Here is a 13,223-nt window from a genome sequence, read left to right as displayed (position 1 = left end):
CGTCAGAGTCATGCGCTCTGGCGCTTTTGTGTGGGTATAAATTTTTTCCAGCTTTTCAGCCGTTTCTCATCATTTTACCACTTTTATGGGGGTGCGCTATGCCTTCTCTATTTGATACCGATGTCCGGCGGCTTAAAGGCGTGGGAGAACGCCGCGCCTCTCTTTTTGCCAAGCTGGGCGTAGAGACCCTGGGCGACCTGCTGCGCCTCTATCCCCATAGTTACCAGGAGTGGGCCCCGGTCCTCCCCCTTTCCCAGGCCCCGCCCGACGCGCCCTGCGTGGTCCGCGCGGAGATTACCCGCGCCCCCCAGGAGACCCGTATTCGCGGCGGCCGCCTGCTGTACCGCGCCACCGCCTATGACGGGGAGAGCAGCTTTCAGCTCACCTTTTTCAACAACCGCTACATCCCCTCTCTGCTCCGGCTGGGCCAGACCTACCTCTTCCGGGGCAAGGTGCTTCAGCGTCCCCTGTCCATGGTCTCGCCAGAGTTTCTTCCCCTGGACCGCGCCGCTGGGATTCTTCCCGTCTATCCCGCCACCCAGGGACTCACCAGCCGCAATATTTCCTCGGTCATGAAAAATGCCCTTGCCCTGTTACCCGAGGTTTTGGAGGACCCCCTGCCCGCCCCCCTGCGGGACCAATACAAGCTCTGCCACCTGGGGTTTGCCCTGGAGCGCGTCCACTTTCCCCGGGAGCACGCGGACCTGGAAATTGCCCGGCGGCGCTTGGTGTTCGAGGAATTCCTGGTGCTACAGCTGGGCCTAATGCAGATCAAAAGCGGCCGCCGCCAAGAAAACCCCCACCCCGCCAGCCCCGGCTACCCCGAGGACTTTGCCGCCCTGCTGCCCTTTCGGCTAACAGGCGCCCAGCAGCGGGCTATCTACCAGGGCGTCCAGGACATGGCTGGCTCCAGCCCCATGAACCGTCTGGTGCAGGGCGACGTGGGCAGCGGAAAAACCGCTGTGGCCGCCGCCCTGTGCTGGAAAGTGATACAAGCGGGCTGGCAGGCCGCCCTGATGGCGCCCACAGAGATTTTGGCCGCCCAGCACTACCAGTCTCTCTCTGCCCTGCTGGAGCCCGCCGGGGTGCGCTGCGCTCTTTTTACCGGGGGAGGCTCCGCCCCTGTCCGCCGGGAACAGCGCCGGGCCCTGGCTGCGGGAGAGATTCAGCTAGCCATTGGCACCCACGCCCTTCTCAGCGGTCCGGTGGAATTCCGGGAGCTGGCCCTGGTCATTATCGACGAACAGCACCGCTTTGGGGTGGAGCAGCGGATGGCCCTTACCCAAAAGGCAGCCAGCCCCCATCTGCTGGTAATGAGCGCTACGCCCATTCCCCGCACCCTGGCCCTAATGGCCTACGGCGACCTGGACATCTCTGTACTGGACGAGCTGCCCCCAGGACGGCAGAAAATTGAGACCTATCTGGTGGGTCCAGACAAGCGGGCCCGGGCCTTTCGGTATGTGCAGAAGCATCTGGACCAGGGGCGGCAGGGGTACCTGATCTGCCCCCTCATTGAAGAGGGGGACAGCGGTGTAATGAGCATTGAGGAATACGCCCATCTGGTGCGGGCAGCCTTTCCCCAAACAGCGGTGGGGGTGCTGCACGGCAAGCTGAAAGCCGCTGAAAAGGAGCGGGTGATGGAGGACTTCGCCGCGGGCAGACTACAGCTGCTGGTGGCCACCACGGTGGTGGAGGTGGGGGTGGATGTGCCCAACGCGGCCATTATGCTTATTGAGAGCGCGGAGCGCTACGGCCTCTCTCAGCTGCACCAGCTGCGGGGGCGCATTGGCCGGGGTGAACATCCCTCCACCTGCATTCTCATCACCGGCAGCCAGAACCCGGACACCCTGGAGCGGCTGCGGCTCTTTAAAAGCACCAGCGATGGATTTGCCATAGCGGACGCGGACCTGAAGCTGCGGGGCCCTGGAGACTTCTTTGGCCAGCGCCAGCACGGCCTGCCCCAGCTGAAGATTGCCAATATGCAGATGGACTTAGACGTGCTGCGAGAGGCCCAGAAATGCGCCCGAAAGCTGTTTCATAGCGGAGCGATGGAACAAGAGGCCTACCAGGCCCTGGGCCAGGAGGTACGCCGTCTTTTTGCGAAAACCGGCGGAGACCGGGTGGCCCTATAGCAAAACGGAAGGGCCGCAAAAGAAAATTTCATTCTCAAGCGGCTCTCCCTTTTGCAAAAAATTGACAGTACCCCTTGACAAACCGCCCCGCTGGTGGTATAATCTAACCGTATTCTGATAGCACGAAAATGTACTCACAGTTTCTGTAAGTCGTTGGGCGTCTGATGATTTACACAAGCTGTGAGTTCTCTTTAGTCAGGCAGCACCGTGCACGGGGCACCTGGGCCGGAAAAGTTTTTTCGGCCTGCTAGGCGGATACGAAAAATCTAGGGAGGTGCCGATATGAACGGTACAGTTAAGTGGTTCAATGCAGAGAAGGGCTATGGATTTATTTCCAACGACGAGGGCGGCGAGGACGTTTTCGTGCATTTCTCCGCCATCCAGTCCGAGGGCTTCAAGACCCTGGAAGAGGGCCAGAAGGTGACCTTCGAGACCGAGCCCGACCCCAAGAACAGCGAGAAGCTGCGGGCTGTGAACGTGGTTAAGCTGTAAATTTTTACGCCAAGCCAAAAAAGGCGGCGCGCCGGGGCAGTCCCCTGGGCGTGCCGCTTTTTTGTTTTGCCAATCAATAAGCCCCCGGCTTGTTTTTCGCGGCCGGGGGCAGGGTTTATTCTTCTACACGTTCAGGGTACTGCTGTAGCTTTGCCAGTATTTCTTCGCTTTCCTCTTTCGTGATAAAGCCGCTTTCCAGGTTGGCCTTCATGTTTTCCATCATTTCTTCGTACTCCCAGTTATAGTTTACCGGGTACTCCTGGTCCAGGGCCTCTATTTCCTGGGCAAGGGTCTGTAGGCTGGTCTTTTCGCCGCCGTCCTCGGCCACGGCCATCATGGTTCCGGCGGTTTCTTCTACGGCAAAGACACCCTGGTTGTATCCGACTAGCCAGTAATAATCATCATCTGTTACTAATCCATACCCTGGCATAGGCCGATAGAGGTAAAGAACATATTCTTTGCCTAATTCAAATTCTGGACTACCGCAACAAACGGTTCTCCTGTTTCCTACCTGTCCTCCTTCTTGGCTCAACACCACTTCATCCTTCACTTCACCGCGGTAGGTCTCTTTCACACGAAACACATAATTCGTGTATATTGAATTTCCTCCGTTTTCTGTATCTACCCAAGCCGCAGGTGAAATTTCCGTTAATTCACCTTTAATGACAAGATGTGATTTTTTAATCATGTCCTCAGTGGAAAGCTCTTGGACCAAAAAATCTAATTCTGTTACTAAGACAGGTTTATCATTTGCTTCTATAGTTGCTGATTGACTAAATGCTTCCAAGTCCAGCCGTTCCGCATCGTCCGCACTAGCTTGTACTGACATTGAAAACCAAACCCCGCAAACTGCCAAAACAATGACACCAATCACAACCACAATTGCAAGTCGGTTTATACCTTTTTTACTGATCATTACTATTCCTCCAATCTATATTTTATTTATATATATCTTTCAAAACTTTCTGTTCCGTTAGCGTTATCGACCTTTTCTCTGTCCCGGTTGTGATTTGCGCACACATAACAGCCTGATTATAGGCAACGGGGTCCATATCATTAAAACCAAATATGTGTCCCGCCTCATGTAGGAAAACTGACCACACGTCAACATGGTCTTTTATTCCACTATTAGCAAATTTGTAGTATGTATTCATACATACATCTGCTTCGAACACAATATTCTTTTCAAAAGGCATACCATCTATAATATAATATACTCTCCGTGTCACAGCAACCTTGTCATCATATGAACCAAGATTCTGCCGATATATAAGGCTTTTCCCATCATTTTCACTTTCTGCTCTGATATGATAATTTGATAAACTGTGACGCAATGTTGGCTCACGCTTTACTCCATGCACCCCACTAGGCAAATACTTGTTCCATTCATACAGTGCATTATTCATATGGGCAATGGTTGTAGCTCCAAAATCTTTATGAGGGGTTAACATAAAATCATATGTACCTTTTATTCTCTTGCCACTCTTCCAGCTCTCATAAAGCGCCGTAGCATAGTTTGAAAACGTCCCACAGGTAAACAAAGCTACCGCCAGACTGGCGCACAGCAGCTTTTTCCATCCTCGTGCTTTGACAAATTTTTTCTTCATTGTATGGCTCTCCTTTCGTTTCCAAAACAGCCATGGCATTTTGCTTGATTCTATTATACAACCAAGAAAGCAATTTGTCAATATAAACGGTTATTTTTTATGGGTCGCAAACCATTTTTTATTTAGCGCTATCTTTGCCCCATAGCGACTGCAAAACTCTCCTACCATACTATTTTAATCGGCCTGGATCAGTTCCTGATCCCTTTCCCACCCGGGCCTCTTCCAGGCATATCGCTAGGCGTATCGCCTTGTGATACGCCTTGTGTACCGCCTTTAGGACAAGGCCACCCAGACTTTTGGGCTTAGCTACAGCCCGATTCCCCTTGCTCTCCTCCACAAGCCCCATCCCGGCAGGTTCTTTCCTTTCCGCACCGGCCGGCAGCCGCGGGCTCTTCCCCGCAGATTATGTCAAAAGTGTAGCTGTCCAGCTCCTGGCGGACGTCCTGCGAAACCTTCTCATAGATGCTGTGCAGGCGGCAGTGCTCCCGGCCGCAGCTGTACTCTTCCTTTTGGCAGCGGCTTAGCATATAGGGGCCCTCCACGCTTTCGATGACCTGCAGCAGGGTGATCTCCCCCGCGGGCCGGGCCAAACTGTAGCCCCCCTTTGCCCCTTTAAAAGAGCAGACCATGCCTGCCTGCACCAGGCCCCGCAAAATCTTTAGGCAAAACCGCATGGGCACCTGCATCCCCTCCGAAACGGTTTTGGCGTCCCAGCGGCCGGGGTTTTTCGTCAAATATTCTACGATGCGCACGGCGTAGTCCGCCTCTAACGTCATTACCATGTTACATCTCCCAGCTGCCCTTAAGGTCGCGAGACGCTGTCTCGCGCTCTGCAAGCTTTTGAAAAAGCTTGAGCAAAACTTTTTTTATTCGACTTTTTCCGATTCCGTATGGCAAAGCCCTGCCGCGATGCCGTAAGCGACATAAAACTTCAACCCCTTCGGGAAAGGGCCTTTACAGGCCCCACGCGCCCAGCGGGGTGGGCGAAGCTTCGGCAGCACGCTGGCAGCCCGTTGCCCCACCTAAAAAATCCCCGCTACGGGCAGGGCGGCGCTTGGCTGGTCAGTCCAGAAAATCCTTCAGCTTCTTGCTGCGGCTGGGGTGGCGCAGCTTGCGCAGGGCCTTGGCCTCAATCTGCCGGATACGCTCCCGGGTCACGTTGAACTCCTTGCCCACTTCTTCCAGGGTGCGGCTGCGGCCATCCTCCAGGCCAAAACGCAGGCGCAGTACCTTCTCCTCCCGGGGGGTCAGGGTGTCCAGCACATTGCCCAGGGTCTCCTTCAGCAGGGTGTGGCTGGCCGCGTCCTGGGGGGCGGGGGCGTCCGCGTCCTCTATAAAGTCTCCCAGGTGGCTGTCCTCCTCCTCGCCAATAGGCGTCTCCATAGAGACCGGCTCCTGGGCCACCCGCATAATCTCCCGCACCTTTTCCACGGGCATTTCCAGCTCTTCGGCCACTTCCTCGGCGCTGGGCTCCCGGCCGTTGACATGCAGCAGCTGGCTGTTGGCTTTTTTCACCTTGTTGATGGTCTCCACCATATGCACTGGAATGCGGATGGTCCGGGCCTGGTCCGCAATGGCCCGGGTAATCGCCTGACGGATCCACCAGGTGGCATAGGTGGAAAACTTAAACCCCTTGGTATAGTCAAACTTTTCCACTGCCTTAATAAGCCCCAGGTTGCCCTCTTGAATCAAGTCCAAAAACTGCATGCCCCGGCCCAGATACCGCTTGGCAATACTCACCACCAGACGCAGGTTGGCCTCGGAAAGGCGCTTTTTGGCGGCGGAGTCCCCATTTGTAATGCGTACCGCCAGGTCCACCTCTTCCTCTGGGGTCAGCAAGGGCACCCGACCAATCTCCTTCAGGTACACCTTCACGGGGTCGTCAATGGCAATCCCTTCCGTGCCACCGCCGCCCTCCATCTCCGCCGCCTCACCGGCTTTCACCAGTTCCACGTCGTCCAGCTGCATTTCGTCAAAGTCCTCCACAATCTCTACCCCCTGGGTCTCCAGGGTGTCGTAGAACTTTTCTATGTGTTCAGGGTCAAAATCCAGCTCGCCCAAAGCGTCCAAAATTTCCTTTGTGCTTAGCTGGCCCTTGGCCTTGCCAATTTCCACCAAATCTTTAATCACTGTTTTTTTATCCGGCTGTGCGCTCATTTTTATTACCATTCCTTTCTATTTCCCTGTGCCGCGTTTTCTATTCCCCGGGTAAAATCCTTTATAAATTTTCTTTGGGCCTCCAGCGGTTCAAAGCTGGCCCTGCCAGCCCTTGGCGTCCCGTCGGCTAAGACCAGAAGGCCGCCCCGGTTTGTCCCCTTTTGCCTTTAGGGCTTGTTTGAAAAATCGCAAACACCGTCTTTTTGCCCTGTCCGGGCGGATTTGTGTGTGGAAAATCCTCGTAATACGAACATATTCCTTGCGGTTTTCTTCGTCAAACCGCGCCCGCCAGGGCAAAAATCCGGCGCTTTCTCTATTTTCAAACAAGCCCTAAAAACGATACCGTTCGTCCCTTCTCACTGCTTATTCCTTTTCAGCTCCTCCATATATTCCTTCATCTCGCCGTCACTGGCGGTTTTCATCCAATCAGCGCCTCCCCGGGCGCTCTCGCCCCGCAAAATCTTTATATACTCCTTGGCGTCCGCACCGCTGGGGGGCGCCTCCCGGTGTTGGGCCAGCATCCTGCTTAGGTCAGACATCTCTTCTCCCGTCAGCTCCCCGGCAAGGTCCGCTAGGACGGCCGTGCCATGTATAGTCTTTCCCAATAAGGAAGCATATACTCTGCGGTTCCAGGCCGTCACGAATTTTTCCGGGGGCAGCAGCTCCTTTAGGGCCCCAGCCTTGTCCTGGTGCAGAAAAAGATAGGCGATGAGCCCCTCCTCGGCCAAAGCGGCCCGCAAGTGGTCCTTTTTCTCCGGATTGGCTCCGGCTTCCACAGCAGCCACCTCCATCTGGGACCGCACCAGCTGCCTCTGCTCCTTCCGGCGCTCCCGGCCCGCCAGCCGTCCTACAGTCTCAAGAATACGCCGCTTGTCCACCCCTGTCTCTTGAGAGAGCCGACCCGCGTACACCTCCTGCTCCATAGGGTCCGAAAGCTTTGAGAGCACCTGCTCCGCCGCCTCCCCCAGATACCGCACCCGGCCCTGGTCTGTGGATAGGTCGAACCGCTCCCGCAGCTTTTCCAGCCGGTACTCCACGTCGCTGCCGCCGCCCTCCAGCAGCTGTTTAAACCGCAGGGGGCCGTCTTTACCATAGTTGCGCATAAACTCGTCCGGGTCCTTGCCCCCGGGCACGGTGACTACCTTTACCCGCAGGCCGGCGTTTTTCAAGATAGGGATGGCCCGCTGGGTGGCCTTCTGCCCCGCCTGGTCCGAGTCGTAGCAGATCACCGCCTCGTCGGCATAGCGCTTGATAACGCGGGCCTGCTCCTCGGTAAGGGAAGTCCCCAAAGAGGCAATGGCGTTCTCAAAGCCCGCCCGGTGCAGGGCAATGACGTCCATGTACCCCTCTGCCAAAATCAGCTGGCGGCTGCCCGTGTTCTTTGCCAGGTTCATGGCAAACAGCCCGCCGCTTTTGTGGTACACAGGGGTATCGCTGGTATTGATATACTTGGGTTTCTCGTCGGTAAGCACCCGGCCCCCAAAGGCCACTACATTGCCCCTAAGGTCGAAAATGGGGAACATGACCCGGCCCCGGTAGCGGTCAAAGGGCTTGCCCTTTTTCGAGAGCCGCGCTACGTCCGCCTGAACCATCTCGTCCACCGTATAGCCCTTGCTCCGCAGGTGGTTCACCAGGCCATACCAGTCCTCTGGGGCATAGCCCAGGCCAAAGCGCTTAATGGCAGCCGCGTCCAGCCCCCGGCCCCGAAAATAATCCAGCCCCGCCTGGCCCTGTGGGGACATAAGGGTCTTGTAAAAGAAACGCCCGGCCTCCCGGTTGATCTCCATAATCCGCATCCGCAGCCGGGACATACTGCTGTCCATGCCCTCCTGGGGCAACTGTAGGCCCGCCCGCTGGGCCAGCCACTTCACCGCGTCCTGAAAATCCAGGTGCTCGATCTCCATGACAAAGTTGATAACCCCGCCGCCCTTTCCACAGCCGAAGCAGTAGTAGGAATTATTTCCTGGGTAAAGGTTAAAGGAGGGGGTCTTTTCGTTGTGGAACGGACATAGCCCCAAAAGGTTTTTCCCCCGGCGCTTTAGATTTACATATTTGCCGGCAATGTCCTCAATGCGGCAGCGGTCCTCAAGCTCCCGGAGGAATTCGGGGGGAAAGGGCATGGAAGCCGCCTCCTTCGCAATAATTTTCTAGGGCCCCAGCGAACGACACATAGCGCGGTGAAGGGGCGTTAGGCCCCTTCCGACGGGGTGTGGGGGCGAGAAGCCCCCACTACCTTGCCGCAGGGCGCGCCCTTTGCGCCCGGAGGCCTTCTAGTGCTTCAGCACATTATGAGCATTTTCTTTGAAAATGCTCATGCGCCCTTCGGGCGTTTTAGTGGGTGAGGGCCTACGGCAAGGCCGTGGGGGCTCCTCGCCCCCACACCCCGCCAGGGCGCTGCCCTGGACCCGCAAGGGGAAACCAGTTTCCCCTTGACCCCTACCGCGTCCCGCGGCGTTTTACTCCGCTAGTTATTCCACGCCTTGGGGATAAACAGCTCCCGGTACACTGCCACCGCGTAGCGGTCGCTCATGCCTGCCACAAAGTCGCAGGCGGCGGTGTCCTCCCCCTCCTCTTCGGCAATCCTTCTCATGTACTCCGGCAGATTCTCCGGCTTTCGGTAGTGTTCATAGAGGCTCTCCAGAATATGGGGCACCTTGCGCTCCTCGCTTTTGGCATACTCGTTGCGGTACACCGCGTCGTACATAAACTGGTGCAGGGCCTGGTAGGCCTCAAAAGAGGCGGCGTCCATGCGCGGCTGGCCCTCTTGGCTCTCCCGCACCAGGGACATAATCAGCGCGGTAATCCGCCGGGTCTTGTTATCCCCCAGCTGGGCAGTGATTTCCCTGGGGATGTCCCCCTTGGTAAGCACCCCGGCCCGTATGGCGTCATCTATGTCATGGTTGATGTAGGCAATCCGGTCTGCCCAGCGCACCACCCGGCCCTCGGCGGTGGCGGCCTCCTGGCCCTCTGTGTGGCAGAGAACGCCGTTTTTCACTTCCCAGCTAAGGTTCAGGCCCTGGCCCTCCTTTTCCAGGCGCTCCACCACCCGCACGCTCTGGCGGTAGTGGCGGAAGCCTCCAGGGACCAGCTGGTCCAGGGCCCGCTCCCCCGCGTGGCCAAAGGGCGTGTGCCCCAGGTCGTGGGCCAGGGCAATGGCCTCGGTCAGGTCCTCGTTCAGGCGCAGGGCCCGGGCAATGGTCCGGGCAATCTGAGAGACCTCCAGGGTGTGGGTCAGCCGGGTGCGGTAGTGGTCCCCCTCTGGGGCCAGGAACACCTGGGTTTTGTGCTTCAGCCTGCGAAAGGATTTGCAGTGAATCACCCGGTCCCGGTCCCGCTGAAAGATCGTACGCAGGGGGCACTCTTCCTCTGGCCGGCCGCGGCCCTTGCTTTGGGCCGAAAGGGCGGCCCAGGGGGCCAGGGTCTGTTCTTCCAGGCGCTGATATTCTTCACGAACTGTCACAGCACGCACCTCTCTCCTCAATTTTGGAACTTTTGGCCTCGCTGGAAAACTTTTTAAAAAAGGTTTCCAAAACTTCGTTCATCACCCATTTGGATTCTCGCCGGCGGACCGGGGATTTCCGTAGGCTTTCACAAGCTTTCATTTATATATACCCGCCTGGCCGCGAAAATACTTTTTCCCCCTGGAATTTCCCGGAAAAAATCCTCGGATTTTTTCAAAGGGAATAGGGAAAGTACGCTTCCCCCCGCTCCGCCAAACTTACACGCCCTGCCGTGGCGTCAGCCAGGCGGCGCTCCAGCCCGGCCCGCCGCTGTGGCTCCAGATGAAAGCACAGGGTCACCCGCTCTAAAAAAACCGTGTCGTCCACCACGCCGCCGCACTCGGGCACAAGCAACTGTACCCGGCCGTAGTCCTCATATCCACAAGCGGCCTCCAGCAGCAGGCAGGGCTTCATGCGCACCTTCTCCGCCGCGGCCAGGGCAATGCTGGCGGTGTGAGAATAGGCCCGTATCAGCCCGCCGCCCCCCAACAGGATTCCCCCAAAGTACCGGGTGGCCACCACCACCGCGTCGGTCACCCCCGCCTTTTTTAGGGTGTCGATCACTGGAATGCCCGCTGTGCCCTGGGGCTCGCCGTCGTCCGAAAAGCGCTGGACGCCCCCTTCCCGCAAAATATAGGCATACACATTGTGAGAGGCGTCCCAGTGCTCCGTCTTTTTTTTTGCAATAAAGGCCAGGGCCTCCTCCTCTGTGCTCACCGGGCGGCAGGCCCCCATAAACCGGGACTTTTTTTCCACAAACTGGTCCGCGCCCTCTTGGCGCACTGTAATGTACTCCATTGCCGCGCCTCCTTTTTTCCAAAATCTATCCTTCCATCAATCGCGGAATTGGGCGGCAAAGGCGGCGCACCTCTGCGTTGTCCTTTCACACTCCCGTTTTCTCCGCTGTTTTACGCTTTTCCGGCTTGCCGGTTCCTTCTACAAAGAAGCGGCAAACTTATCCGTATGGAAAAAAGACGGCGCATTCCACGCCGTCTTAAATCGCTACAAAAAAATTTCTTTTTGGGGCGCGTCCGCCGCCAGCCGGTAGGCCTTTCCATAGGAGTCCCGGTCCAAAAAGCGCCAGTCGCAAAGCGTCCGCCGCAGGGTGGCCGGGTCGCCAAAGCTGTGCCACTGGTTCAGCAGCCGGTTCACCTCTTTTTCGGTGTACTCTTGCCCGGTCTGGAACTTTTCCGCCAAATAACAAAGGGCCTCCCACTGCATGGGGCGCTTGGCGGGAAACTTTAACAGCCTGCCGTTCTCGTCTAAAAAATTTTTCAGCTGCTTCATCCGTGTTTATTTCAGGCCGTAGCGCTTCTTGAACATATCCACGCGGCCGCTGGTGTCCACCAGCTTCTGCTTGCCCGTAAAGAACGGGTGGCATTTGGAACATATTTCGACTTTGATGTTCTTCCTTGTGGAGCGGGTGTGGATCACATTGCCGCAGGCACAGGTAATGGTGGTGTCCTGGTAGTCGGGATGTATATTCTCTTTCATCGTTCGCTTTCACCTCTTTGTGGTCAAATATATAGGTATTATACCACGCCGCACCGCAAAATGCAAGAGAAAATATTCACGGCAGGCCAAGAGGCCGCGGCTCAATTTTTCTGGAAAAGCTATGGAAAAACCAGGCTAGAGATGCTATAATATAAAAATGAAAAGCTCTTGGCTCCGTACCGCTCTCTATTCGGGCCCAAAGGTCTTATCATCTTCGCCCCTTCATCCACAGCAAAACCCTAACAAAAGGAATGTGATCTTCTATGCCAACAAAACCCTCATGGCTCACCCGTCAGGCCGGCATTCTGCTGCCGGTGAGCGCCCTGCCCTCCAAATACGGCATGGGCAGCTTTGGCAAAGCGGCCCGCGAATGGGTAGACTTTCTCTTTGCCGCCCATCAAAGCTGCTGGCAGGTGCTGCCCCTGGGCCCCACCAGCTTTGGCAACAGCCCCTACCAGAGCTACTCCGCCTTTGCCGGCGACCCCCTCTATATCGACCTGGACCTGCTGTGTAAAGCGGACCTGATCAAAGAAAAACGCTGCAAAAAACCCAGCTGGGGCCAGAACCCCGCCTGGGTGGACTATGACCTGGTCCGCAAAGAGCGGGAGCCTATTTTGCGCAAGGCCTTTGAGAATTTCAAAAAAGCCAAGGCCCTTACCCGTTTTCGCAAGCAAAACGCCGCCTGGGTGGAGGACTATGCCCTGTTTATGGCCCTGAAAGCCCAGAATGACGGCCGCCCCTGGTACCAGTGGGACCAGGCCCTGCGCCTGCGCCGGCCAGAAGCCCTAAAACAGGCCCGCGCCCAGCTGAAGGACGACATTGACTACCATGTGTTTACCCAGTTCCTGTTTTTTGAGCAGTGGCAGGACCTAAAAAAGTATGCCAACAAGAAGGGCGTCTCCATCATCGGCGACGCGCCCATTTACGTGTCTGGCGACAGTGCCGATGTGTGGGCCAACCCCGGGCTCTTTCAGCTGGACGAAAACAACCTGCCCACCCAGGTGGCCGGCTGCCCGCCAGACGCCTTTTCCGCCGACGGCCAGCTGTGGGGCAACCCCATCTACCGCTGGGACGTGATGGAAGAGAACGGCTTCGCCTGGTGGATCGACCGGATTAAGGCCAACCTGGAGATGTTCGACATGCTGCGCATCGACCACTTCAGAGGCTTCGAAAGCTACTGGTCCGTGCCCTATGGGGACGAGACCGCCCGGGGCGGCAAATGGGTCAAGGGCCCGGGCTACAAATTTGTGGAGGCTGTCAATAAGGCTGTGCCCGGCGCGCCCATTATTGCAGAGGACCTGGGCTTTTTGACCCCCGCTGTGAAAACCCTGCTTAAGCGCAGCGGCTACCCGGGCATGAAGGTCTTGCAGTTTGCCTTTACCTCTTGGGAGGACAGCAGCTACCTGCCCCACAACTACCCGAACCACTGCGTGGTGTACACCGGCACCCACGACAATGACACCACCCTGGGCTGGCTGCGGGGCGCGCCCCAGGAGGACCGGGAGATGGCCCAGGACTACCTGGGCTTTACCCACGAGCTGGACGGCCTATGGGCCATGATCCGGGCGGCTTTGACCAGCGTGGGCAATCTGGCGGTGATTCCCATGCAGGACTATTTGGGGCTGGGCAGCCAGGCCCGCATGAACACGCCCTCTACCGTGGGGCCCCAGAACTGGAGCTGGCGCATGGAACCGGGCGCCTATGACCAAGGGCTGGCGGCAAAAATCGCCCGGCTCACCGATATTACCGCCCGAACCGCGGTGGCGCCGGAGACACCCAAGAAGAAAAAGAAGAAAAAAGACGGCGCTTCGGAGAAATGATGATAAAACTTATATTATTTT

12 protein-coding genes are annotated in these 13,223 nt (G+C 57.0%); 3 read left to right on the top strand and 9 right to left on the bottom strand.

Features of this window, described 5'->3' with window-relative positions; translation table 11 throughout:
- Positions 1–98: 98 nt before the first annotated feature.
- Both recG and U8U68_RS01235 read left to right on the top strand, forming a co-directional pair.
- The gene (gene recG, locus U8U68_RS01240; RefSeq protein WP_322199040.1) at positions 99–2,132 is read left to right on the top strand and encodes an ATP-dependent DNA helicase RecG; all 2,034 of its coding nucleotides are present in this window, start codon (positions 99–101) and stop codon (positions 2,130–2,132) included.
- 282 nt (positions 2,133–2,414) lie between these two features.
- Complete coding sequence (locus U8U68_RS01235) at positions 2,415–2,624, top strand: cold-shock protein (RefSeq protein ID WP_160579514.1); 210 nt, start codon at positions 2,415–2,417, stop codon at positions 2,622–2,624.
- 115 nt (positions 2,625–2,739) lie between these two features.
- Here U8U68_RS01235 and U8U68_RS01230 read toward each other — a convergent pair whose 3' ends face one another.
- The 9 genes from U8U68_RS01230 to rpmE all read right to left on the bottom strand — a co-directional run bounded on the left by U8U68_RS01230 (position 2,740) and on the right by rpmE (position 11,382).
- Entirely contained in the window at positions 2,740–3,540 is an 801-nt protein-coding gene (locus U8U68_RS01230; RefSeq protein ID WP_322199039.1) for a hypothetical protein, read from the bottom strand.
- Between the two features lie 22 nt (positions 3,541–3,562).
- Positions 3,563–4,231, bottom strand: a complete 669-nt coding sequence (locus U8U68_RS01225) for a zinc metalloprotease (RefSeq protein ID WP_322199038.1) — start codon at positions 4,229–4,231, stop codon at positions 3,563–3,565.
- A gap of 302 nt (positions 4,232–4,533) precedes the next feature.
- The gene (locus U8U68_RS01220; protein ID WP_322199037.1) at positions 4,534–5,013 is read right to left on the bottom strand and encodes an RrF2 family transcriptional regulator; all 480 of its coding nucleotides are present in this window, start codon (positions 5,011–5,013) and stop codon (positions 4,534–4,536) included.
- A gap of 280 nt (positions 5,014–5,293) precedes the next feature.
- Positions 5,294–6,388 carry an RNA polymerase sigma factor RpoD gene (gene rpoD, locus U8U68_RS01215; RefSeq protein ID WP_322199036.1) on the bottom strand — a complete coding sequence of 365 codons (1,095 nt, stop codon included), beginning with the start codon at positions 6,386–6,388 and terminating at the stop codon, positions 5,294–5,296.
- Positions 6,389–6,744: 356 nt separating this feature from the next.
- Positions 6,745–8,508, bottom strand: a complete 1,764-nt coding sequence (gene dnaG, locus U8U68_RS01210; protein WP_322199035.1) for a DNA primase — start codon at positions 8,506–8,508, stop codon at positions 6,745–6,747.
- A gap of 344 nt (positions 8,509–8,852) precedes the next feature.
- Positions 8,853–9,848, bottom strand: a complete 996-nt coding sequence (locus U8U68_RS01205; protein ID WP_322199034.1) for a deoxyguanosinetriphosphate triphosphohydrolase — start codon at positions 9,846–9,848, stop codon at positions 8,853–8,855.
- A 214-nt stretch (positions 9,849–10,062) separates the two neighbouring features.
- Positions 10,063–10,686 carry an IMPACT family protein gene (locus U8U68_RS01200; RefSeq protein WP_322199033.1) on the bottom strand — a complete coding sequence of 208 codons (624 nt, stop codon included), beginning with the start codon at positions 10,684–10,686 and terminating at the stop codon, positions 10,063–10,065.
- 204 nt (positions 10,687–10,890) lie between these two features.
- A complete protein-coding gene (locus U8U68_RS01195; RefSeq protein ID WP_322199032.1) occupies positions 10,891–11,175 on the bottom strand; it encodes a DUF2087 domain-containing protein in 285 nt (94 codons plus the stop codon).
- 6 nt (positions 11,176–11,181) lie between these two features.
- Complete coding sequence (gene rpmE / locus U8U68_RS01190) at positions 11,182–11,382, bottom strand: 50S ribosomal protein L31 (protein WP_322199031.1); 201 nt, start codon at positions 11,380–11,382, stop codon at positions 11,182–11,184.
- A 263-nt stretch (positions 11,383–11,645) separates the two neighbouring features.
- Between rpmE and malQ the strand changes: the two genes are divergently transcribed.
- Positions 11,646–13,202, top strand: coding sequence for a 4-alpha-glucanotransferase (gene malQ / locus U8U68_RS01185; RefSeq protein WP_322199030.1), 1,557 nt, complete (start codon positions 11,646–11,648; stop codon positions 13,200–13,202).
- Positions 13,203–13,223 lie beyond the last annotated feature (21 nt).

The organism is Acutalibacter intestini, assembly GCF_034334985.1.
GTDB classification, from domain to species: Bacteria; Bacillota; Clostridia; order Oscillospirales; family Acutalibacteraceae; genus Acutalibacter; species Acutalibacter intestini.
Note: the sequence above shows the minus strand (reverse complement) of the source record. Positions and strands in the feature narration are given on the sequence as shown.